We start from the raw sequence: 22906 nt of genomic DNA, 5'->3' as shown, positions 1-22906 counted from the left end.
TTCGCCGGGTTGATGTGCTGGCCTGATCGGGTTCGGATTGGGTGTTTCGGTCGTAGTTTTCCGGTTGCGGGCAGGGCAGCTGGCCCGCGCAGCGGGCTGGCTGCCGGGTTCCACTGGCCCGGGTGGTTGGTTTCCTTGGTTGCAGGGACGGTTTCTGGCTGGTCAGCCGGGTTGCAGGCGTGCTGCGGCGGTGGTGAGCAGTTCGGTGTAGGGGGCGTGCCGCGCCAGGTGCAGTGTGGTTTTGCGGGCATGGCGGGCGATGCGTCCGGCGGCTGAAAACAGCCGCAGCCGTAGCGTTTTCGGTTCCCAGCGACGTGCGGGGTGGTCGTGCAGGGCGAGTGTCTGCATCCAGGCGGTCAGGTCGAGTGCGAGCGCGACGACGGCGAGCCAGATGCGGTTGGCGTCGAAGCTGTGGAACGGAAGATTGCGCAGGCCAGTGTCTTTCGCGTTTCTGATCCGGTCTTCGCAGCGGGCCCGCTGGCGGTGACGCAACTCGAGGTCGGGCAGCTGGCCGCGGGTGGTGTTGGTGACGAACGCGGTCAACCGCATCCCGTCGCGGTCGGTGAACCGCAGCTGAGCACCGGGGTGTGGTCTCTCTTTCCTGACGATGAGCCGCATGCCGGGCGGCCATCCGGTCAACTCGGTGATGCCGGTGACTTCCACGACCCAGGCGCCGTCGCGGACCTCGCCGTCTGCGTCGTAGGCCGGTGTCCAATCCTGCGGATTCAGGTGGGTGCCCATGGCGGTGACGATCTCGTCGGTGAGAGTGAACCCGACCGAGTACTGCAGCCGGCGGCGGTGGCAGTAGTCGAGGAACTCGTGGGTGCCGCCACCGGAATCGGTGCGCACCAGCACTTTCCGGCCGACCCGCCATCCCGGCTGCCACGGCAGCTGAGCGAGGGCATCGCGGAGAACCTGCTTGTGGTCGGCAGCGGTATTACTACCGGCGTTGCCCGGCCGCAGCATGGGCGCGGCGGGCTCGCCGGTGCCGGTGCGACCGTGGTCGATGAACGACCACAGCGAGTGGAAGCCGAAGCCCCGCTTGAACGTCGGTGTGGCGTTCTGTTTTTCCGAGTGCGCGTCGGTCAGGGTGGCGTCGAGATCGATGATTAACGGATCATCGATGTTGATCCCGTGACCGGGGGCGTTCGGCCCAGCCACGGCCCACGCCTGCGCCCGCGCGTCCGCGCGTGCAGAAGCGATGGCGGCCAACGCTTTCGGTGCCTGGGCAGCCAGCGCGGTGATCGTCCGCGACACCGTCGGATCCGAGGCCACCAGACCGAACACGCCCGGCTCGGCCCGTAACAACGCCACATCCGCGGCGCAGTCACCACCGACCGCGAGTGTCACCGCCAAATCCAGCACGATCTTGCCCGGGTCGTGGACAGCCATCGGTTTGCGCCACGGCCCCAACTGTTCCGACAAACCCCAGGTCAAACCAGTTATCTCGGCAGTACGCAGCAGCAGTGCCGCACCTGCGTGTGACACCACGCCCGCACCGTCACCGTCGATGGTCAGCCGCGGATACGGCGATATAGACTTGCCCACCAGAAAGGTGCTCCAAAACCTCGATCAATTCAGCCTTCGCAAGTCGAATTATCGCAGGTCGGAGCACCTTTCGCCATTCCCGCCGCAGGTTAGGCGCCATTACCATGATTGGCCGAGGCTAGTAGATTCGGTGCCGATACTGCCGTCCGGTCAACATTTTCGCCACATTCGCGGCATGCGCAGTCGTACTCCCCCATGACTCAACGTCGGCCAGACTCGCTGTCCGCGAACGACATTGACGCATGCCAGTACCGCCTGGAATGCCATACACATCGAGGGCAACGCCATCGAGCCGCTCACGGCCCCGCGCCTTTCCGGACATGGTATCCACGAGGCTCCACCTGACTACCTGGCCAGCCGAAACACCCCCGCAGCGATTTTCACTGTCTACGAAACCGGCTGCACAGCTGGCAATCTGGCGCACCGCCTGCCATCGCAACACGTCAGCGCATCACCCCGATAGCGGTGCAACCCTCGACGCCAACCGAGGCTGAACGGTCGTGCGCTCAGACGTCTCACAGCTTCTCCTCGGCATTTCCTCATGTACACCCCCGACAGCATGGAAGTCTGCACATCCGTGTAATGAACATAATATGCAGGGCAGCAATATGTTTCATGACTCCATCGATGGTCGGCCATCGTCGATGACATCCCATCACATGGTACGGCGACCTGGGCATGCGTCATCGTAAACAGGCATGAAGGCCGAGCCTATCGAACTTCAGACTATGATATAGATCACCCCGAAGGGGCTCCGGTAAATCCCCCCGGTGAGTCCGGAGACTTCCTGGTGTGACAGCTCAGCGAACTGCTGGGCTGGTTGTTGAGCGTAGTAGGCGGTCTCCATCTGCGCTGGTGGCATTTCGCCGCAGTATTGGTAGAGCCGTCGATGGTGTAGCGGTAGCGGTTGACGTCACCGATCGTGGCCGGAACAGCTCGACGCCTGGGCCCTGATCCGGTATTCGGGCCAAAATTGGCGGCGTAGCCTGCCCCAGGTCAAGCCGAAGTGCCGTTTGCGCAACCAATACGCGATCCGCATGAAAGCGAAGTGGTCGACGTAGCAAAAGGTCTGCTTGGACACACCGTGCTCGAAATAGTTGCACCAGCCTGATCGGCGACAAGAACTATTTCGGCAAAGAGTTCGAGACCGCACTGGCCGACAGTGCCATGCGCCTGCTGCGCCCGGCACGCAAAGGCGAACCCGAACGGGCCGGTGCCACACTGTTCAAACCGCTGCGCCAGATCATCGAATCGATCAACCAGACCTTCAAAGAATCAGGCTGTAAGCGTGGAACGTGAAGCCGCAGATGAGCGCGCGGCAGCCGACAAGGCACGCGAGGCCGAGCGGCGGCAGGCCGAGTTAGACCAAGCACGGGACGCGGCGTATCGCGAGATGCTGAATCAACCTCAGGTGCCGGAGCATATTCGGCTGGCGTTGTCGCACGCACAGGCACCGGAGGCGGCGGTACGAACTCCGCCTGGACAAGCGCCCAGCGTCCAACGAGCTGGCAGGGGACCGGACGCACGCGGCATAGAGCGCACCCGTTGATCGTTCGGTAGTGGACGCTGACAGTCGACACCTGCTGACTTGTACTCATAGACGGGCCGAGCCCAGTCCGGAGAAACGGAACTGGGCTCGGTGGCAAGCTCAGATCGATTGGCCTACTCGCTTAGTGAGCGTCCGGGAACTTCGGTCATGCTCGGGTGAGTCGGCGTGACATGGTCATGATGGTGGCGATGTAGACCATGGCTTCGTGGTGCTCGGGTCGGGTTTCGTAGTCACGGACGCAGCGGCGGTGTTTGCTGATCCAGGCCAGTGTTCGTTCCACGACCCAGCGGCGCGGCAGTATGACGAAGCCGGGATCGGTGCGTTTGGCGATCGTCACGGCCAGGTCCAGGACCTGGTGCGCCCAGGCCACCAACCTGCCCCTGTAGCCGGAATCCGCCCAGGTCAGTGCGATGGTGGAGAACCGCTCCCGTAGCTCGGCCAGTAGCGGGACCGCGCCGTCGCGGTCCTGGGTGCTGGCGGCGGTGACCACGACCCCCAGTAGCAGGCCCATGGTGTCGGTGGCGATATGACGTTTGCGTCCGCCGACCTTTTTGCCGTTGTCCCATCCGCGTGAACCGGTGGGCACGGTGTCGGCCCCGCGCACCGACTGGGAGTCGATGATCGCCGCCGTCGGGATGGGCCGCCGGCCCGCGCGGACTCGGATCCGGTCACGCAACACATCGGTAATTCGTTGCCACACGCCGGCTTTGGTCCAGCGACAGAAGATGTCGTAGACCGTCGTCGGGGGCGGGAAGTCGGTGGGCAACGCTCGCCAGGCGATGCCGCCACGCACCAGGTAGAAGATCGCGTCGAGCACCAGGCGGCGGGGATGTTTCTCACCGCGCCCACCCTTACCCGCGGTGTTGCCCGGCGCGGGTAACAGCGGTTCGAGCAGCACCCACTGCTCGTCGCTGCACGAAGATGGATACGCCGGACACGGCGTCGGCGACTTGCCGTGGGCCGGGCATGACGAACACAGACAACTCGGCAATACTGGCACACGAACTCCTGGTGGAACTTGGTCTCGACAACCGTTGATCTACCAGGAGTTCTTCATGTTCGGGCTACGCCACGCCGACCCGAATATCATTCACCCGCAACCACATTCATCGATCCAGCATCCCGGCCCCCGGCGTGGGCGCATCCAAGGGCAACCCACCACCAGCCGCCGCTGGCGAGAGTTCCCGGACGCTCACTAAGGCTGTCTCTAACATGTGCCATCCAGTTACCTCCGGCGAGGCGACCTGATCTGCGGCGATGCCGCAGCCGGCCCGCCATCGGCGCCACACCTCGTCTTGACGATCAGCAGACATGACGTAGTCCCGCACCCAAACCTCCACGCCGACAGGATCATCCACGCGGTGATGCAATGACCCCTTGAGCCCAAGATCGTTTATGAGACACACCCAGGCGGTGTATGAACCCTTGAGGGGCGAGCGTCCAACCGCAGACGCGAACGTCCGCACATAGCCGATGACAGCGCATGTTCGACAGTCGTGCTCTCTCAATGGCAACGACATCCCCGGCGGCTGGCCCGAGCTCGCCGGATTGGCTCCAGCGCATCCAGGCGTCGTGGTCGATGACGAGATCGTGGTGTTCGGGCCCAACGGCCTGCCGTCGTTCTCGGCGATGCAGCCCCGTATCCATCAACGCAACCCCGCCGCCGTGCAGGCACTGGCCACGACCTCGCCCGCCACCTACGTCATCTTCGATCTTCTCCACATCGGAGGCCGCTCGCTGATCCAGCTCCCGTATCAGCAGCGGCGCGCCCTGCTTGAGCAGATCGGTCTGCAAGGTCCGCATTGGCGGATTTCTCCGCGCCTGACCGGCCGTGGCGCCGACATGCTCGCCGAGTCGGCGCGGGTGGGGCTGGAGGGGCTGTTGTAGCCAGGCTTACCGCCGACATTTCCGTTACCGATCCCGGTGGAATGCGGTACTTTTCGAGGCGGGGTAGCGCCGGGCAATGGATCACGGTGGTGTAGACCGTGACCTGCCGTGACAGCGCTCGACGTTCGACCACGAGCAACGGCCGGGAGCCACGGGATGGAACTGAGCATCTTCAAGATCCCACGAAATTCGTTGGAGGCACTTCGCGCACGTCTCCAAGACAACGGCTATACGTTGATCCGCGCATACGCTGACAGCGGATGGGATTCGGAATTCTGGTTCGAGGAGGGCGAGGATGCCGTTACGGGGTGGGTGAAGCGGTACGAGTCGTTCTTCCAGAACCGGGAAGTTCCCACCAGGAAGGAGCATGCGGGCCTGCACATCTTCCACCGCGACTCCTCGTGCTACGCCGCGTCGTATGGATCAGGCCACCACCAGGCCCGGTCGCTGTGTGACTACGAGTTCGGTCTCGACCTCGCCAAACGGATCGCCAACGAACGCGATGTCAAGCAAACCGGGACGAGGCGGTCCCACAGCGTCAGGAGGAGGGAGAGCCGGGTCTACCGGTCGCACACCTACCTCGACATCGAGGGCGGCGAGTCGATCGACCAGATCCGTGCGGCGATCGTCGCATCGAAGCGGGAAATGTACGGCGCGGTCGGCAGTTTCAGCGCCGCTGCCGCCCTGTCCCCGCCTATCGACATACCAGGAATCCCCGCGTTTCTGTCGTCTATCGAGACGGAACTGAAAAACCCGGAACAGTTCAGTCTGCCCCGGGAAAAACCGGTGAAGGACAAGCAACTGCTAGCCGTACTGGACGACCTCCTCCTCGATGCTATTCTCGGAATCGGCGACCAGGGTGAATTCGCCACAAACAGCTTGGATCTGTGCGATGCCGACTTCAACTCCCTGTTTGGAAAGCCCGGAAAATATGACCTGAAAGCCCGTCACAAGAAGTCGATGCTGTTCCCGGAGAAGGGTTTCGACCACGACCTCACCGTCGCAGACCTCCGCCTTTACATAAGTTCCCGACAACTGACGCGCGACGAAATATTCGCCATAGAGATCACACGGTTCGCGGACGGCGGTGACTGGCACAAGCCGCACCTAACCTTGAAACAGGCCCTGGAATACACGGTCGACTCGCACAGGGCGACACTGTCCGGCGGGGTCTGGAAGCAATTTAACCAGGACTACCTGGCTTTCATCGATAAGTACGTGCGGGAAATCAAGGTCGAGCCGACCGAGGAGATCTTCGAGGTGCTTACCGGAACAGAACCGTCATTCAATGATTCCGATCAGGTCGGCGGGGCGGGTTACAAGAAGGCCGACAAGGATTTCAGTCTGGCGGTGATCGCGTCCGGAACACCGGTCGAAGCATGGGACCTGAGCCTCGAAAAGACCGTGTTCGCCGTTAAGTTCGGCACCGCGCAGAAGCTCGGCTATGTCTGCGACCAGGCGACAACGGTCCTGGAACTCATCCGGAACAATGCCACCGTCACCGACCTAGCCAAACCTGAACGATACTGCCTGTGGCTCGGCTACAAGGCGAAGAAGCTGCCCGCCAACATCGCCGACATCAAATCGGTCATCCTGAAGCAGAAGATTGCCGACTGGGCGAAGCTGTGCCTCGACGTCGGAGTTGTCCCGGTCATTAAACTGAGTAGGCACGCCGGAAGCGACCCGACGCTGAGCTACTAGAAAATGAGCGGGCCCGGTATCCGCTAGTGTCTCGTGATTCTGATGGCGTTACTTCCCGTTGTTGTCGACGAGCTTCTTGATGTTGGTTTGAGTGAGTCGGACCTTGGCGAGGATCTCGTCGGTGGTCGCGGTCCATTCGAAGGGCTTCGGGTCGGTGTTCCAGTGAGTGATGTAGTCACGGATCTGTGTGACAAGGACTTTCACCGAACTGAAGGTGCCACGGCGGATCGACTGGCGGGTGATAATGCCGAACCAGATTTCGATCTGGTTGATCCACGACGATCCGACCGGGGTGAAGTGGAACTCCACGCGCGGGTGGGCCTCGAGCCACTTCACCACCTCGGGTGTGGCGTGGGTGGACAGGTTGTCGAGCACGATGTGGATGTCCTTGCCACGGTGTGGCTTGACGGCCTTGTCGAGGAACGCCACGAAGTCGGCGCCGTTGCGGGTCGGTTTGCATTCGCCGTAGACGCGCCCGGTGCCGATATCGAGGGCGGCGAACAGGTTCGTGGTGCCATGGCGCACGTAGTCGTGGGTGCGTTTCTCGGTCACCCCGAAGCAGATCGGCAACACCGGCTGAGTCCGATCCAACGCCTGCACCTGCGTCTTCTCATCGATACTGAGCACCACCGCGCCACCGGGCGGATCGAGGTAGAGCCCGACGATGTCGGCGAGCTTGTCGGCGAAGGCCGGATCGCGACTGAGTGTGAACGTGCCGTGGCGGTGAGGCTTCAATCCGGTGTCGCGCCAGAGTTTGGCCACATAATGCCACGACACCGACACGCCCTCGGTACGCGCGATGAACTTCACCATCTCCCGGCTCGACCACTGCGACAACCCGGCCGGCGGACTGGTACGCGTCGCCGCGAGAATCCGGGCGCGAATCCGCGCGGGCACCTGCTCGCGCCCGGCCCCACGCTTGTGATCAAGCAGCCCGGCGATACCGTCGGCCTCGTACCGGGCCAGCCACGCATCGACCGTCGGCCGCGACACCCCGGCCAGCGCCGCGATCTCGGTCTTGCGCCGATTCTCCGCGCGCCACAACACGATCCGCGCCCGAGTACCCACTGACGCAGCCACATCCGGGCTGTTCACCAGTCCCCGCAACGCCGCTACCTGATCCGCCGTCAACTCCACTCCGACAGTAAACACGACACTGAATCATCCTGTAAGACAATGAGAATCACGAGACACTAGTCGGTATTGCCAGCGCAGGTGGAACCGGTTGGTGGGGCAGCCGATTCGATCAGGTAGGCCGTTTCGATATCCCGCGCGCACTGGCTGTGGCCGAAGCCGGAATGCCCCTCACCGTCGACGGTGAGTAGTCGGCCGTTCTTCAGCATGCCTGCTAGGGCGACCGCGTCCGGGTAGGGCGTATCGGGATCGCCAGTGGTACCGACCACGAGGATGGGCGCGGAGCCAGCGGCAGACCACGGACCCGCATAGCGGCTGGCTCTGGGTGCGGACCAGCGTTGACAGGCATTGGCGTGGGAGTGGTCGTAACCGGGCGGTCCCCAGGCGGCGACCGGGCCCAGGCGGGGTCCGGCGGCCACGTCGAAGGCAAGGCGCGCTCGGAGTTCCAGTGTCGTGGGCGGGTATACGCGGTCGGCGCATTCGACCGCGACATTGGCGGCGAAGAATTCTGCGTAACGGCTCACCGGGCGCAGGGCGGGTCCGTTCCGGTGTTCGGCGGCTTGCCGGAGCGAGTCGGCGATGGTGGGCCATGCCGCGCGACCGCCGTTGAGCTGCATCATGAGTCCGTAGACGAGGGACGCCCCGTTGGCGACGACCTGACCGCTCTCGTCGCGCACCGGCCTGTCGGTGAGATCGGCTACGAGGGCGTCGTATGCGGCCGCGGGTCCGCCCCGCGCCGGATCGCCGAACTGGCAGGCCGCTCGATCCGCCGCACACCAGCCGAGGAACCGGTTGAGCGCGCCCTCCAGCTCCCGGTATTGGCCGTAGTCGTAGGTGTAGGGGTCGTTGGCATAGGTCTCGGGGTTGTAGGCCCCGTCCAGCACCAACGCCCGAATTCGTCGTGGGAACAGGTTGGCGTAGACCGACCCGATCATGGTCCCGAAAGACACTCCGAGATAACTGGATTCGTCGTCCCCGACCGCGGCCCGCAGCAGATCCATGTCCCTGGCCACGAATTCGGTTCCGATATAAGGCAATAGGTCCCCACTGCGCGCCTGGCAGGCCGAGTTGAACCGTGCGGCCGAGTCCTGTCCGCGCTCGAAAGCCCCCGGCCGCCACTGCGTAGGCACCTCCGCCCACTCACGCTGCATCTCCTCGGCCGTCCAGCATTCGACCCCGCGACTCTTACCGACCCCGCGTGGATCGAACCCCACCACATCGAACCGCGCCGCAATCTCCGCCGGCATCGTCTTGATCACACTGGAAACGAACCCGACACCGGAACCTCCAGGCCCGCCGGGATTCACGAACAAGGATCCGATCCGCCGCGCTTGATCACCGGCTGCATGTCGCCGCACTGCCAGGGAAATCGTTCCGGCCCCCGGATTGTGATAGTCGAGCGGTACGTCCGCCGTCGCGCATTGATACCCGGGATCCCCGCAGTCGACCCAGGAAAGCTTCGGCACCGCCACCCCCGGTACTCCACCGGGCGGAGTGTCTGGGGACGCTGTCGCCAGATGTTCTCCGGCCGTGATGATCAGCGCCATCGCGGTGAGAAGGATGGCTGCACGACTACGCCAGTGATCGAACACAGGCGTCAGCATATTGGGTTCGGACGAATTGTGTTGTGCCCATATGGCTATGGCTGGAACTGGGGATCAGACCGGCGACGACCGAGTCCGGGCGACCCGAGCACACCCACAGCCGTTGACGTGCCGATGATGAACAAAATCAGGGGTAGACCTCCGGGTCTTCCCGGATACGTGGACCGAACACCTACGCCTACAGTCCGTGTGTAATTCAGATCTGACGGATGGCGGGTAGCTATGAAGTTCATTGCCAGCCGCGGTGGGCTTGCCGTCGTGTTGCTGCTGTCGGCCGTCGTGACGGGGTGTACATCGACGATGAATACATCGGAAAAGCCTTATCGCTCAACTGATGTGACAATGAGCAATAACGGAATCACCATCGGCGGCACGCTGACGATCCCCGATCGAGGCGGCCCGTTTCCCGCGGTAGTTCTGATTCCTGGCGGCGGAAAGCAAAACCGTGACGAAGAGTTCGCCGGACACAAGCCTTTTCTTGTGCTGGCCGACGCATTGACCCGGGCCGGATATGCCGTACTGCGTACCGATGACCGCGGCGTCGGCGCGACGACCGGAGACAAAGGCAATGCCACATACGAGGATCTGGTGTCGGATGTTCTTGCACAGATCTCGTACTTGCGTGAACGACCGGATATCGATCGCACTCGCATCGGAGTTCTCGGTCACAGCCAGGGCGGATCCTTGGCGCCACTGGTAGCTGTAAACGCACCGGACAAGGTGGCGTTCGCAGTGCTCATGGCAGGGCCGGCGCAGACCGGGTGCGACGTCCTCGAGCATCAGATGCGAGTGCAGCTACAGGCGACCGGAACGACCGCGGCCGATCGCCTGGCAGCCAGCGACGATGCCATGCAAACCGAGTGCGACCTACTGCGCGGTGGCAATTTCGACGAAGCGCGAAGAAATGCGCGAGAAGCGAACCAACAGCTTCCGCAAGCCGAGCAGGCCGACGCCGACGATATAGACAAGGCAATCAATCAAGAGTATGCCGCCCAGGCGACTTACGAACCCGCGCCGACACTGCGCGCCCTCGAGGTCCCCGTCCTAGCACTCTTCGGAAGTAAGGACGTGCAGGTCGACGCCGCAGTCAATGAACCACTGATGCGTGAACTACTGGCAGGCAACCCGAGGTCGACAGTGCGTACCTTCGAGGGGGCCAATCATCTGATGCAACCAGCGACAACCGGCATGCCGGATGAATACGCAAGAATCGATGTGACCATTGATCCGACAGTGCTCGACTACCTGAAAACCTGGTTGAACCGGATGACGCAGCGATAGTCCTGCCCGTGCACCCGCCGACCGATCACTCGTCGATTCCGCCCAACTCTGCGAGGAATTCGTTGACAGTCTTGGCGAACCCGTCGGGGTCATTGACGTAGACGAAGTGATCGGTGTCGAGTTCGACCATGCGGGTGTTCGCGCGGCGCTGGACCATCGCGTCGGCCTGTTCCTGGGGAATCACGCCGTTGGCGGCGCGGATGAGCAGCGCGGGGCAGGTGCTGGCGTCCCAGTCGGCCCAATGGTCGCCGTGCACTTGGTCTTCGGAGTCGACCATGTCGCGGGGATGGAACGGCAGGGCCCAGCTGCCGTCGGCGCGTTCGCGCGCCAGGTCGCCGAAGTGGGCGGCCATCGGCCCCATGGCGTCGACCAGTTCCTGGCGGGTGGGTGCCTCGTAGGGCAGGGCGAGCAGGAACTGCAGCGGGTTGTGGCCGTCGAGGCCGAGGCTGGCCGGGCCCTCGGCGTCGATGAAGGCCGCGACGCGCTCAGGGTGCCGGGCGGCGAACTGGTATGTGTTGATGCCGCCGAGTGAATGTCCCAACAGCACAACGCTATCGAGGCCGAGATGGTCCAGCAGCGCGGCGATGTCGGCGAGGTATCCGGCACGGGAGTAGTCGCCGGCGCGGTCGGAGAACCCGTGTCCGCGCTGGTCGAGACCGATCAGCCGCCAGCCGGGCGCCAGCCGTTCGGCCAGCCCGGCGAAGCTCGCGGCATCGGACATGTGGCCGTGCAACGCCAGCAGTGGCCGTCCGGTACCACCGAAGTCCAGGTAGGACAGGCGGCGGCCGTCGATTTCGAAAGTGGCTCGGGTGGTGGTCATTTCAGTCTCCTTCAGGCTCTGACGAAGACAACACTAGCCACTTTTAGACATATGTGCAAGACATATGTCTAAATCTGTTGATGGCGCGGACCGAACCCCGCATCGGCACACTGAGTCCATGCAGTACGTCAGTCGGGTGCCCGCACCGCCGCTCGATCGGTTCATCGACGACGTCTACTGCCTGACCGGGGTGCCGCGGCACCGCCGGATGATCGTCCCGCCGCTGCCGTCGGCGCACCTATTCATCAATCTGGGTGGACCCGCTCGCCTGTTGGATTCCGACCCGTCGGTGCCGTCGGCGACGTTCGCCGATGGGTGGTTCATGGGCGTATGGACCAGGCGTTTCCTCTTCGAGTACCCCGCCTGGGTGCGGCTCGTCGGGGTGCATTTCAAGCCCTGGGGGATGTCGCCTTTCATCGACATGCCCGCGAGTGAGCTGCGGGACCGATGGGTACCGGTCGATGCCGTCTGGCAGCGGTCGGTGGATCGGATTCGCAACCAACTCGGCGATATCGCGTCGGCCGCCGAGACGCTGCGGGTAGTGGAGGAGGAGCTGCGATCACGACTTGCCGAGGCACCATCGCGGGGTCTCGACCTGGTCCAGTACATAGCTGGACGGTTGGCGACGTCCCACGGCGCGGTCCCGGTCGGTGCGCTGACCGATGCCGCGGGGGTGAGCGTCAATCACCTGGCCACGCTGTTCAAGTCGCACGTCGGGGTCACCCCGAAGCGGGTGGCGCGGATCTACCGCTTTGCACAGCTGATCTTGTCCGTCGACACCCTGCGTCCGGTCGACTGGTCGGAGCTCGCGCACACGGCGGGCTACTTCGATCAGGCCCACTTCAGCCGGGAGTTCAAGGACTTCACCGGCCGCACCCCGACGGAATACCTGGCACTTCGGCAGCGATTCCCCGCCGAACAGGGGTTCCCGCCGGATAACGGCCCGATGCCGGTTGAGTGATTTTCTACAAGACCGATCGCCTTCGGGGCGACAAGATCGGAGCGAACAACAAGCGACTCGAGGAGAACCCGGTGGGCACGGTAATCATGCACAACGTGATGTCGGTGGACGGCTTCATCGCCGACAAGAACGACGACGTCGGGCCACTGCACGATTGGTACTTCAACGGGGACGACCCGATCATCCAGCGCGGCGGCGAGCAGCAGTTCGACCATTCCGGCGACGGCGGCGGCTTCAAGGTGTCGAGCGCGTCGGCGGACTACGTGCGGTCGACGTGGGCGACGATCGGCACGATCGTGATGGGCCGCAACCTGTTCGACCTGGTAAACGGCTGGGAGGGTCGGCCGCCCGCGGGTGACCACGTGGTCGTGGTGTCGCACCGGCCCAAGCCCGAGGGCTGGCACCCGGAGGCGTCGTATCACTTCGTCGATGACGTGACGGCTGCGATCGACAAGGCTCAGGAGCTCGCCGGGGATCGCACCGTCGCGGTGAACGCGGGCGAGGTGGGCGGCCAGATCCTCGCGGCCGGTCTGGTGGACGAGGTGGCGATCGATGTGGTGCCGGTGGTGTTCGGTTCGGGCAAACGCTACTTCGGCAGTATCGATGGGCAGCATCTGCTGGACGATCCGCACCTGGTCATCCAGGGGGAGGGGGTGTTGCACCTGAGGTTCAAGGTCCGCCGCTAGGGTCGTCACCGCATACTGCCCGTATGAGAGATCTTGTCATCCGGACGGCGGGCGCCGGAGATCTGTTGGCTGTCTTGGCAATCCACGAACCGCTCGAATCCGACGGAGCGTCGCCGCGCGTCGCGTCCGATCTCCAGCAGCGAACCTGGGCGCACATGATGCAGCGGTCCGATGATCTGACGGTCTATCTCGCCGAGGTCGGCGGCGAGCCGGTGGGGACGGCCACCCAGCTGCTGCTGCCGCACGTGACCTACGACTGTGCGCCGACCGCGTTCATCGAGGCCGTCGTGGTCGACCCCGAACATCGGCGCAAGGGAATCGCCCGCGCGATGATGCGACGTCTGCTCAGTGATGCGCGGGCCGCCGGGTGCAACAAGGTTCAGCTGTTATCCCACAAGCGCCACGCCACCGACGGTGCGCATCGGCTCTACATGTCGTTGGGGTTCGAGCCGGAAGCGGAGGGATTCCGGCTCTACCTTCAGCGAGTCCCAGCGGCTGTACAAGCTGCCAAGGTCGCCGCCGCAGTGAAACCGACACCCGGACTGGGGGATTGACCGCTGTATCGCCCTACCGGCATCCGGCGAGCAGCAGTCGAATGGTGAGGCGTGCGTCGTACCGCGCATCGACCATTTCCGCGCCCGCGCTGATGTCACCGATCGCTCGGAGTAGTTGGTAGGCAGTGAAATCGGCCGTGACCTCGCCCGCTTTCCTTGCAGCGGTGAGGATGTCGTCGAGCACCGGCACCAGGCGATCGATGAACAGTCCGTGCAGCGCGGAGAAGGTGTCGGGGTCGTTCCGTATCGCGGCGGCGAGCCCATGTTTGGTGGTCAGGAAGTCCGCGAAGAGATCCACCCATTGACCCAGCGCGATGAACGGTGACGTCGCCGACGCGAGCAGGGCGGGCCCGGCCTCGGCGCAGGCGTCGACCTGGTGGCGATAGACGGCCACGATGAGGTCCGCGCGGGTAGGGAAGTGCCGATAGATCGTGCCCATGCCGACGCCCGCCGCGGTGGCGATCCGTCGCACGGGTGCATCCACCCCATCGGTGACGAAGACCGACGCCGCGGCATCGAGCAGGGCCTTCTCGTTCCGCCGTGCGTCCGCCCGCTTGACCGGGCTCGCGGCCGTCACCAGCGGCTCGTCGCCTGCACTCACGCGGCCCCTCCTTCCTATTCGTCAGCGACCTCTTGCTGATCGGAGCGCGCTCCACATATTCGGAGCGACGTTCCGATTAAGAGTCTATCCGGTGCTGCATGCGACCGGAACCCGCGCCGACGCATTTCCCCACGGACGCGGCGCTCATTGCAATCGAAGGAAAGGAATTCAGCTGAATCGGATGATCGAGAGTGCTCCGGCGATGATGCAGTAGATCGCGAAGGGGAGGAGGGTGCGGGTTTGGAAGTAGCGCTCGAGGAAGCGTACGGCCAGCCAGGAGGAGAGGCCGGATACTAAGGCACCGAAGAGGATCGGTCCTCGGATTCCGTGGGTTTCCGGGCCTGCCAGCTCTGGTATTTCGAGTAGTCCGGCGCCCAGGATTGCTGGGGTTGCCAGCAGGAAAGCGAATTTGGCGGCGTGTTGGTTTTCGAGACCGCGCCAGAGGCCGCCGACCATGGTCAGGCCTGCTCGGCTGAAACCGGTGATCAGTGCGCCGGTTTGCACGAAGCCGATGCCTATCGCGTCTCGGATGTCGAGGGCTGCCAGTTGGCGGTCGGATTGGCGGCGGGGTGGTGCTTCGATGGTGAGAACTGTTGTGCGGGTTTGTTGTCGGGCGAATCTGCGGCCGTATTCGGCGAGCGTCGGTTCGTTGCGTCGGCGTAGCCCCTCGCCGACGATCAGTACGACACCGTTCAGCGTCAGAAAGATGCTGGCGCAGAGTGGCGCCGCGAACAGTTCGTGCAGTGGGCGTTCCAGTAGGGGCCCGAGAATGCCGACGGGAATGGTGGCTACCACGATCAGTAACGCCATCCGCTGCGCGACGGTGTCGAGGCGTCCTTTCCGCATCATGGTGACGAAACCGGTGACGATGTCGCACCAGGTTCGCCAGTAGTAGCCGATCAGCGCCACCGCCGTCGCCACGTGCAGGGCGACCACGAATGCCAGATACGGTGTGCCCGTGGCCGATTCGCCTGGACTGACCAGTTTCTGCCAGTCACCGCCGACCCATGCCGCGATCAACACCGAATGCCCGAGGCTCGAGATCGGGAACAGTTCGGTGACACCCTGCACCGCACCGATGACAGCCGCTTGCAAGTAGGTGAGCATCGCGACGAGTTTCGCATGTGCCCAACGGCAACTCCGCGGGACCCCGTACGTCGACCGATATGCCCGAATCTACTTTGCCCCAGCGACTTTCGCCCGATTCGGGCCCCGCGCGGGCCGAGTCAGCGGAAGAGCGCCGCGGGGGCCGGAGCGGGACTGGGTCCGCCGCCGCGAAACGTCTCGTTTGTGGCGCACGACAGGGTGGCGGCGGTGCCGGCGGGGCCGACGCCGAGCAGCGCGTCCAGCACGTACCCGTCGGCTGGATATGCCTGAGTTGAGAAGGCCCCGTTGGGGTATGGAGGCTTCCGGTTCGTCTCCCATCCGATGCCTTGCCAGGCGGACTCGGTGTCGGCGACGAGCGCGTACGAAGAGTCACCGAGCAATCGGTAACTGAGCGAGTAGAACTCATCGTGCGGGAACAAGAAGCTGCCGGTCCCGGTCGGCGAGGCGTGGCCGGGCGATACCGGTCTGTCGGGATCCGGTTGCGAATCGAGGTAGGTGCCCTCGGGCATGGCCCGGATGGTTTGCAGGAGGTACTCGATGCAGGTGTCCTGGGCTTGCTGGGCGTTGGCGGGCGGGACGGCTTGCGCCGGGCACGCGAATGCGGCGACCGCGACCAGTGCCCCCAGGCCTGGTAGTGCTCGGATGGCAAGATTCTGCATGCGGCTCACATCCTAAAATCTAGATTACCAAAAGTTAGCTGAGGCTGACTGTAGCAGCTGTCGGTGAGATGTGCCACGGGTCATAATCGGGGCCGAAGCCGCATCGTGGGTCTGTTCGCCCGCTGTCCGGGAGGTCGCTGAATCACCTGCTGTCGGTCGATGTGCCGAACGGCCTCGGCCATCATCCGGGCCTACGCGGCTGCCGATTGAAATAGCTACGGGTCCTTGGTATTCCCGACACGAAAGGTGCGGTGGAGGCTGTAATGCCTCCACCGCACCTTGTCGTATCAGCCGTTCGGCTGAGGATCACTCACCGTCAGTCCACCAACTGTTCGTCCAATCCCCCCAGGGATCACTCGGCCAATCCTCTTCTGTCCAACCGTCATCCGACCATTCGTCGTCTGGCGATTCTTCGCCCGGCCCCTGGCTGTCCGGCTGTTCACCGTTCGGCTCTTCGCCGTCCGTTCCGCGGTGTGGCTTCGGCGTATCGTTCTGCTGGCATGCGGGCGCTACCGGGCCATTGCTCCCGGTGTCGACGAAGCCATCGCTGATCCACTTGCCGTTGTCGAGCTTGTTCCACAGGTCGGTGGCGCCCCACTTGCCGCTGAGCCGCTCACCGCGGGCCGTGCAGGTGATCGTGATGACATCACCGTTACGGACCGCTCCCACAACGGAATTCCGGGTGCCCGGACCGGAACGCAGGTTCACGTTTCGATTGCGGTCGGGAAACGGGCGGACGGTGCCCTTGGCCTTCGTGGCCGGTGGCTTGGGATCCGTCGGCGGCTTGGGGCCCGTGGTCGGGGGCTTGGGGTCCGTCGGGGGTTTCGTCGGCGGCTTCGGGTCCGTCGGCGGTTTAGGGTTCGTGGTCGGCGGTTTGGGGTCCGTCGGTGGCTTCGAATCGTCACCGCCGCCGTAGTTCATCAGCCTGCCGCCGGCGCGCACCTGCTGACCTTCGTGCTCGGCGAATCCGGCGTAGGCCTGCTGGCCCTCCCGGAAAGTCCAGCCGCCGATGGTCACTCCGTTGACGGGCACCGGCTGCGCGCCCTTGAACAGCGACATGTGCACATGCGCGCCACTGGCGAAACCACCGCACGGCAGCTGAGTACCGGTCTTACCCAGGTACGTACCCGCCGTGATCTCGGTGCCGTCGGCGGCGCCGATGACGTCGGTCATGTGGTAGTAGGAGGTGGTGAAACCGTTGTTGTGCACGATCTTCACCTCGGCGCTGCCGTTGCGAACACACGTCTTGTAGACGCGACCCGCCGCGGGGGCCATCACCCGGCCGTCGCCGCCGTTGAAGTCTATCGAGTTGTAGGGCCGGCTTTCGCCGCTGATGCCGTGCGGTCCGCCGCCCATGTACCAGCTCTGGCCCTGCTTCCACGGCAACGACAGCCCGGTGTTGCCCGAACGTGGTTGCGGCGCAGTCAATGCCGCCTTCTCGCCGCCACTGACCACGGATTCCGGCGCGTTGCTGACCATGTGGCCGAACTCGGGGGTGCCTTCCAGCGCGACATCCCACTCGCCCTCGTCGTCGAGTTTGGCGACATATAGCGTGGATTTCGGCGTTTCCTCGCTCTCGCTGTCCTCGGGCACGGTCGCGGCGCCGAAGACCCATTCACCGTCGCTGCGCATGCGGTCGATGACCGGGGCCTTGTCGCTGTTGGCGGTCCGCTCGGCCGGCTGGGTCGCGAGGCTGTCGGTGATCGCGTCGTCGAGGCCGTCAGCGGTCGGTTCGGCGCTGACCGGGCTGACGGTGACCGCCAAGCCGATGAGGGTCGCGAGGACCACCGTGGTTACTGCACTGGGGAATATCCAACGTCCGGTGCGGCGTGGATTGATCGATCTCAAGATGATGCAACTTTCTCCGTCGGTCGTGATAATCGTCGATCGTCGGGCCGAGGCGGCCACAGGGAGGGGGCGCCTGGCATATAACGTCTAGATCTCGCTTGCCTGATCGGATTCCCACTTCCCAGCCGAAAGTGTAGGGTAGGCGATTAGCGATGGACGGGTAAGTTAGCTATTCTATAAATAGAGTTAAGCCGGGGATTCAATAACGATGAATCCCCGGCTTCTATATGCTCTGTGCATCATTCATGAATTGCGCAGTGATGCATGGAACGCATCGGGCCTGCGGGGACTCGTGATCCGGCCCTCCGTCCGGTCTGCCGCCCCGAGGCCTTGTCTGCCTGCCCCCTGTGCTGCGCTGTGGTCCTCGTGTCGTTGCGCTCACCCGATAACGGGTGCCTGCGAATTCGATATCGACGTGGTTTCCTGTGTACTGATTGCTAAAGGACCTGGGAAACTTGGTAAGCGACCCCGCCCTCGATCAGATATCCCGATCCGACGCACACGATATCGTTCAACCATGCGTATTTCTCGGCCCCGGTTTCGAAAAGCGGCGCCGTCCGGAAGTAATAGCGCGAGGGATCGACCTGACGGCTTTTGACGGGATCGACGATATCCTCGCGAAGCTCCGGCGGAACAATCCACCGCCCCCCGTATGACATATGGATCAGCGCGTCGTCGTGCGTGCGCAGCGTGAGCCGTACATCCACCGTCATCGCCCGGTCGGGACGAAACAACGTCCAATCCCCGCCGCCTGGCACCACTTCCCCGTGCAGCCTCGCCCCTTCGAACGTTCCACCCGCGGCGCCGTAAAGGATTCGCCGACCGAATGGGCCGACGCCCATGTCCAGCGGCGGGTTCAAATCGACGACCACATCGAACAGATGCGTCGTCCGCACCTCGCCGACGTCCTGCACTCGCGGGTCGGTTGCGATGTCTCGGCCTCGGCCGGTATCAGTAGTCACAATCTAAACATACGGTCGGACGTATGTTTAGTCAAGAGTGATCCAGCAGCCTCCGGGTGCGGCTACGGCATTGGTCTTTTCATAGGCTCGCGCGATAACTTGATCGGGTGATCAGGAATGCGGTACCCACGACGGCGGGAGCATGGCGGGCGGGTGACGGCGCCGCGGTGTCGTTGCGGGAGGCGACGGTGGCCTGGGCGCTGGCCGCGCACGCGGAACTGTCCGAGATCGCCACCGGGTACGGACATTTCATCACCGTCGCCGAGCTGGCCGAACGGGTACAGGAGGTGTCCGGTGTGCACACCGGCGCTCCGACGCGCACCTGGATGGATGCCATCCTGCGCAAGATCGCGCGACGCTGTCACAAGGCGGGGGAGCCGCCGCTGACCGCACTCTGTGTGCGACAGAACCACACCGTCGGCGACACCTACAAGTACGTGCTGGAGCTGGCCGGCCTGCCGATTCCGGACGACCTCGAGTTGCATGCCGCCTACGCGAGGTGGCAGTGCTATGAGTACTACGGCGCCGCGATGCCCGCCGATATGGCAGTTCCACCGCTCACGCCCAAGGTGGCGGGTCGGCGTTCGCCGAGCACCACCGCACAGGTCGAAACCAAGACGCAGCCGACCCGAGCGACAGTGTGCGCACAGTGCTTCATCCAACTGCCCGCCAATGGCACCTGCGAGTACTGCGTGTAGCTGGCTCGGTGTGAGTCGCATTCCACACGCGAAAGGCCCGTGCTCGCATTGCGCACGGGCCTTTCGTGTCCTTGTTTCTAGCGGGGGTTGGTGACCCATTGTGCTAGGGCACGATCACGAAACCGCGCCGATGAATCCGCCGATGGCGGCACCGATGGCGCAACCGAAGATGGCGCCCACCAAGAAGAACCAGATGCCGATCAGAATGCCCACCAGGCAGCCGACGAACGCACCCGCGAGAATGGCTCCGCCACCGCCGACGGTGTGCACGAACGGCAGGTCCTGCGAACTGGTCGCGGCGACCGTCGGACCACCCACCGGGGTGAGGGTCAATGCGGTGTCACTGGCCAATGCCGGTGTGACAGCCATGGTTTGGCCAGCCTCGGCCCGCAGTGTGGTGGGGATCGCGCCGATGATCGCACCGTCGTCCGCGACCACCTGAACCGCGTCCGGCGTGAGTACGAACCTTCCCGAGGCCAAGGTGACCAGAGCCTGCGAATGATCCGCCGCCAATGTGGTTGTGAAGGCGACCGGGCCGTCCATTGCGCTGACCGAGATGTCAGCCAATTCCGCTTCGCCGTGTGCTGTCGCCATCGTGATTCCGGTGGCCGCTATGGCGAATATCGCTGTCGCCACCAACTTCTTGATAAACATGGTCTTTCCAATCCGTGCTGGTTTCCTTTGTCGTTCCCCGACAAACGGCACCGGACGTAAGATCATGATGCGCTGGTGGGTGATAGCTGTCTATTAGGCGTTTCCCCTGCTCAAAGCATATTTTCGGTTTGGTTTCGACCCCGTGCGTTGGGGGTTGGCGCATCGGCCGCCCACAACGCGGAACGCTGGTTCACCGCGTTCGAGCCCCTCGCGGCGAGGGGGCTAATTCAGCTGTTCGGCGCTGGGCGCGGGGCATGGATCACCGGTGAAAGGCAGGCCGAGCGCCCGGTGCACCAGAAATCCGACGGCGGGGGAATCGGGGAGAATGCCGTGGTGGAAAGTGTCGGTCGGGCATAGGTCCTGCACCCATAGATTCTCGACGGTGGCGTCCAGGCCCGCGCGCAGGAAGGTCGCCTCGGGCGGGGTGACGACGTGATCGACGCGGGTCGCGATCGCCGTGTAATGCACGCCGGGTTCGGTATCGCCGCCGGCGTTGAGGGTGCGGATGAATTCGCTGCCCGTCAGCTGTTGCGCCGCCGAAGTGCCGAGCACCCTGGCGATCACGCCGTCCGAAATACCGGACGCGCTCCCCGAAGGTAGGAGAAAGCCGAGCCCATCGGCGGTGGTGCCATGGTTGGTCGCGGCGATGCTGACGAGGTGATCGACCTTGTTGCGGCTCGGATCGCCGCGATTCGCGCCGCCCTCGAACCGCAGATACTGGCGCGTCAGCGGACCGCCTTGGGAATGCGCGACGATATCGACCTTCGCCGCCCCGGTCATGCCGCGCACCCGGTCGACGAACAACGCGAGCTCCTTGGCGGACGCGCGAATATCGGCGGTGCCGAAGACCCCGGGATTCGCACCACGGATACTGAACGGCGCATGCCCGTAATTGAGCGAAAATACGCACACCCCAAGGGCTTTCAGCTGTGGGGCCAGCGTATCCCAGGAGTTCTGATTGCCCCAGGTGCCATGCACGAACACCACCGGTTCCGGTCGTTTCGCATTCGGGACGCAAGTCCAATCGTTCGCCCCCGCGGGCGCGACGCTGCCGTCCTCGACGACATCGGCGTGCGCGGGAACGGTCGCGACCATTCCCGTAACCGCGAGCGCCACAGTAAGACTGATTCCCCAGCGGTACCAACGTGAATCACTCGCACGCATCGAGACACGGCTCCTTTCGCCAGCAAAACAGATCTGCTCGGCAAATCGGAGACCAATCCCTTCACCAGGTGTCGCGGGCTCATGGAACCATTGAGGCGAATGAGTGGCAAACACGCTGTCGGAGTGGCGTGGAAACGTTTCGTGTACGACCGAGCGGATTTCGGTGCACGCGTCGCAACGGCTGCATAGGCTCACGGAGTTTGCTGCCCGACCGCCTGGAGTTCTGCGATGACGATGCCCCCGCCCTCCGCACACGGCCGGGTTGTGCCCGATTCGCCGATCGATACCGATGGCCCGCGGGTGTCGCTGTATTCACCGGAATTCGCGGCGGATCCGCACGGCGCCTATCGGGCGATGCGCGAGCAGTACGGTTCGCTGGTGCCGGTGGAATTGGCCGCGGGTGTGCCCGCGACGTTGGTGATCGGATATCGCACAGCGGTACGGATCTTCAATGATCCCGACCATTTCCCGGCCGATCCGCGAACCTGGCAGCAGGGCGTCGCGACGGACTGCCCGGTGCTGCCGATGATGCAGTGGCGCCCGAACGCGTTGCGCAACGCGGGCGCCGAACATGCCCGCTATCGGCAGACCAATACCGCGGGCCTCGACAAGGTCGATCAGTACCGCCTGCACGACACCGTGGCGGAGGTCGCGATACCGCTGATCAATGCGTTCTGCGCGGACGGGTCGGCGGATCTGGTTCGCCAGTACGCGTTTCCGCTCGCCTTTGCCGTGCTCAACGCCATGCTCGGTTGCCCGGCCGAGATCGCACAGCAGGCCGCGACCGGTTTCGCGGCGATCTTCGAGGGCGTCGACGCCGACAAAGGAAACAAGATGCTCATCGGCGCGCTGCTGGAATTGACCCAGCTCAAGCGCGCCCAGCCCGGCGACGACGTCACCACGCGCATGCTGCAACACCCGGCCGAACTGAGCGACACCGAAATGGTGCACCAGTTGGCCACGTTGTACGGCGCGGGCATCGAGCCGCAGCAGAATCTGATCGTCAACACCCTGTTGCTGATCCTCACCGACGAGCGCTTCGGCGGCAGTGTGCTCGGCGGTAGCCTCTCGACCGCGACGCACTCGACGAGGTGCTGTTCAACGACCCGCCGATGGCCAACTTCTGCATCAGCTTCCCGCGGCAGCCGATCCTGATCGACGACGTCTGGTTACCCGCGCACCAGCCGGTCGTCATCAGCATGGCCGCCTGCAACACCGACCCGGAGATCAGCGCGAACCAGTACGCGGGCAACCGCTCTCACCTGGCCTGGGGTGCCGGACCGCACGTCTGCCCCGCCAATTCACTGGCCTACCTGATCGCCCAGGACGCCATCGACCAACTCCTCGACGCGCTACCCGAGATCCACTTGGCGGTGCCGCCTGCCGACCTGACCTGGCGCCCCGGCCCCTTCCATCGCGCACTGACCACCCTCCCGATCACCTTCCCGGCATCCCCGCCGCTACCGCTGCCGTAGCTTGGCGTGCTTG

20 protein-coding genes and 2 pseudogenes are annotated in these 22906 nt (G+C 64.0%); 9 read left to right on the top strand and 13 right to left on the bottom strand.

The window, feature by feature from the left end; all coding sequences use genetic code 11:
- Window positions 1-162: 162 nt before the first annotated feature.
- Window positions 163-1548, bottom strand: a complete 1386-nt coding sequence (locus ACQPW1_RS43690) for an IS1380 family transposase (RefSeq protein ID WP_433655183.1) — start codon at window positions 1546-1548, stop codon at window positions 163-165.
- A 913-nt stretch (window positions 1549-2461) separates the two neighbouring features.
- Complete coding sequence (locus tag ACQPW1_RS43685) at window positions 2462-2629, bottom strand: hypothetical protein (protein ID WP_433659354.1); 168 nt, start codon at window positions 2627-2629, stop codon at window positions 2462-2464.
- Window positions 2630-2652: 23 nt separating this feature from the next.
- Between ACQPW1_RS43685 and ACQPW1_RS43680 the strand changes: the two are divergent.
- Window positions 2653-2820 (top strand): annotated as a pseudogene (locus tag ACQPW1_RS43680) (IS982 family transposase); the annotation flags it as partial.
- 422 nt (window positions 2821-3242) lie between these two features.
- On the opposite strand, the gene ACQPW1_RS43675 reads toward ACQPW1_RS43680, so the two are convergent.
- Window positions 3243-4076 (bottom strand): IS5 family transposase, encoded by an 834-nt coding sequence (locus ACQPW1_RS43675; RefSeq protein WP_433665222.1) that lies wholly within the window; start codon window positions 4074-4076, stop codon window positions 3243-3245.
- 494 nt (window positions 4077-4570) lie between these two features.
- On the opposite strand from ACQPW1_RS43675, the gene ACQPW1_RS43670 reads away from it, so the two are divergent.
- Together ACQPW1_RS43670 and ACQPW1_RS43665 are read left to right on the top strand one after the other, a co-directional pair.
- Window positions 4571-4984 (top strand): hypothetical protein, encoded by a 414-nt coding sequence (locus tag ACQPW1_RS43670; RefSeq protein ID WP_433659352.1) that lies wholly within the window; start codon window positions 4571-4573, stop codon window positions 4982-4984.
- A 156-nt stretch (window positions 4985-5140) separates the two neighbouring features.
- Window positions 5141-6685: a DUF6119 family protein gene (locus tag ACQPW1_RS43665; protein WP_433659350.1), complete on the top strand. Its 1545-nt coding sequence runs from the start codon at window positions 5141-5143 to the stop codon at window positions 6683-6685.
- Window positions 6686-6733: 48 nt separating this feature from the next.
- On the opposite strand, the gene ACQPW1_RS43660 is transcribed toward ACQPW1_RS43665, so the two are convergent.
- Window positions 6734-7837, bottom strand: coding sequence for an IS630 family transposase (locus tag ACQPW1_RS43660; RefSeq protein ID WP_433659348.1), 1104 nt, complete (start codon window positions 7835-7837; stop codon window positions 6734-6736).
- Between the two features lie 41 nt (window positions 7838-7878).
- Window positions 7879-9366: an alpha/beta fold hydrolase gene (locus ACQPW1_RS43655; protein ID WP_433665508.1), complete on the bottom strand. Its 1488-nt coding sequence runs from the start codon at window positions 9364-9366 to the stop codon at window positions 7879-7881.
- A gap of 279 nt (window positions 9367-9645) precedes the next feature.
- Here ACQPW1_RS43655 and ACQPW1_RS43650 point away from each other — a divergent pair, with 279 nt between their 5' ends.
- Window positions 9646-10704 carry an alpha/beta hydrolase family protein gene (locus tag ACQPW1_RS43650; RefSeq protein WP_433659346.1) on the top strand — a complete coding sequence of 353 codons (1059 nt, stop codon included), beginning with the start codon at window positions 9646-9648 and terminating at the stop codon, window positions 10702-10704.
- A gap of 25 nt (window positions 10705-10729) precedes the next feature.
- Here the strand turns inward: ACQPW1_RS43650 and ACQPW1_RS43645 are convergent, their stop codons facing one another.
- A complete protein-coding gene (locus ACQPW1_RS43645; RefSeq protein WP_433659344.1) occupies window positions 10730-11524 on the bottom strand; it encodes an alpha/beta fold hydrolase in 795 nt (264 codons plus the stop codon).
- Window positions 11525-11642: 118 nt separating this feature from the next.
- Here ACQPW1_RS43645 and ACQPW1_RS43640 point away from each other — a divergent pair, with 118 nt between their 5' ends.
- The 3 genes from ACQPW1_RS43640 to ACQPW1_RS43630 all read left to right on the top strand — a co-directional run bounded on the left by ACQPW1_RS43640 (window position 11643) and on the right by ACQPW1_RS43630 (window position 13725).
- Entirely contained in the window at window positions 11643-12485 is an 843-nt protein-coding gene (locus tag ACQPW1_RS43640) for a helix-turn-helix domain-containing protein (RefSeq protein ID WP_433659342.1), read from the top strand.
- Window positions 12486-12556: 71 nt separating this feature from the next.
- Window positions 12557-13171 carry a dihydrofolate reductase family protein gene (locus ACQPW1_RS43635; protein WP_433665507.1) on the top strand — a complete coding sequence of 205 codons (615 nt, stop codon included), beginning with the start codon at window positions 12557-12559 and terminating at the stop codon, window positions 13169-13171.
- 23 nt (window positions 13172-13194) lie between these two features.
- Window positions 13195-13725 carry an N-acetyltransferase family protein gene (locus ACQPW1_RS43630; protein WP_433659340.1) on the top strand — a complete coding sequence of 177 codons (531 nt, stop codon included), beginning with the start codon at window positions 13195-13197 and terminating at the stop codon, window positions 13723-13725.
- Between the two features lie 13 nt (window positions 13726-13738).
- Here the strand turns inward: ACQPW1_RS43630 and ACQPW1_RS43625 are convergent, their stop codons facing one another.
- The 5 genes from ACQPW1_RS43625 to ACQPW1_RS43605 all read right to left on the bottom strand — a co-directional run bounded on the left by ACQPW1_RS43625 (window position 13739) and on the right by ACQPW1_RS43605 (window position 18902).
- Window positions 13739-14326 carry a TetR/AcrR family transcriptional regulator gene (locus tag ACQPW1_RS43625; RefSeq protein ID WP_433659338.1) on the bottom strand — a complete coding sequence of 196 codons (588 nt, stop codon included), beginning with the start codon at window positions 14324-14326 and terminating at the stop codon, window positions 13739-13741.
- Between the two features lie 168 nt (window positions 14327-14494).
- The gene (locus ACQPW1_RS43620) at window positions 14495-15433 is read right to left on the bottom strand and encodes an undecaprenyl-diphosphate phosphatase (protein ID WP_433659336.1); all 939 of its coding nucleotides are present in this window, start codon (window positions 15431-15433) and stop codon (window positions 14495-14497) included.
- A gap of 119 nt (window positions 15434-15552) precedes the next feature.
- Window positions 15553-16092 carry a hypothetical protein gene (locus ACQPW1_RS43615; RefSeq protein ID WP_433659334.1) on the bottom strand — a complete coding sequence of 180 codons (540 nt, stop codon included), beginning with the start codon at window positions 16090-16092 and terminating at the stop codon, window positions 15553-15555.
- A gap of 306 nt (window positions 16093-16398) precedes the next feature.
- Window positions 16399-17880, bottom strand: coding sequence for a peptidoglycan DD-metalloendopeptidase family protein (locus ACQPW1_RS43610; RefSeq protein ID WP_433659332.1), 1482 nt, complete (start codon window positions 17878-17880; stop codon window positions 16399-16401).
- Window positions 17881-18377: 497 nt separating this feature from the next.
- On the bottom strand, window positions 18378-18902 hold the full coding sequence (locus tag ACQPW1_RS43605; RefSeq protein ID WP_433659330.1) for a DUF3237 domain-containing protein: 525 nt from the start codon (window positions 18900-18902) through the stop codon (window positions 18378-18380).
- Window positions 18903-19009: 107 nt separating this feature from the next.
- Between ACQPW1_RS43605 and ACQPW1_RS43600 the strand changes: the two genes are divergently transcribed.
- Window positions 19010-19600: a hypothetical protein gene (locus ACQPW1_RS43600; protein ID WP_433659328.1), complete on the top strand. Its 591-nt coding sequence runs from the start codon at window positions 19010-19012 to the stop codon at window positions 19598-19600.
- A gap of 114 nt (window positions 19601-19714) precedes the next feature.
- Here the strand turns inward: ACQPW1_RS43600 and ACQPW1_RS43595 are convergent, their stop codons facing one another.
- Both ACQPW1_RS43595 and ACQPW1_RS43590 read right to left on the bottom strand, forming a co-directional pair.
- Complete coding sequence (locus ACQPW1_RS43595) at window positions 19715-20254, bottom strand: hypothetical protein (RefSeq protein ID WP_433659326.1); 540 nt, start codon at window positions 20252-20254, stop codon at window positions 19715-19717.
- A 222-nt stretch (window positions 20255-20476) separates the two neighbouring features.
- Window positions 20477-21349, bottom strand: a complete 873-nt coding sequence (locus tag ACQPW1_RS43590; protein ID WP_433659324.1) for an esterase/lipase family protein — start codon at window positions 21347-21349, stop codon at window positions 20477-20479.
- Window positions 21350-21646: 297 nt separating this feature from the next.
- Here ACQPW1_RS43590 and ACQPW1_RS43585 point away from each other — a divergent pair.
- Window positions 21647-22893 (top strand): annotated as a pseudogene (locus ACQPW1_RS43585) (cytochrome P450).
- Window positions 22894-22906 lie beyond the last annotated feature (13 nt).

The sequence above is a fragment of the Nocardia sp. CA-128927 genome, from assembly GCF_050955855.1.
Lineage (GTDB): Bacteria > Actinomycetota > Actinomycetes > Mycobacteriales > Mycobacteriaceae > Nocardia.
This window is presented reverse-complemented; position numbering and strand designations above follow the sequence as displayed.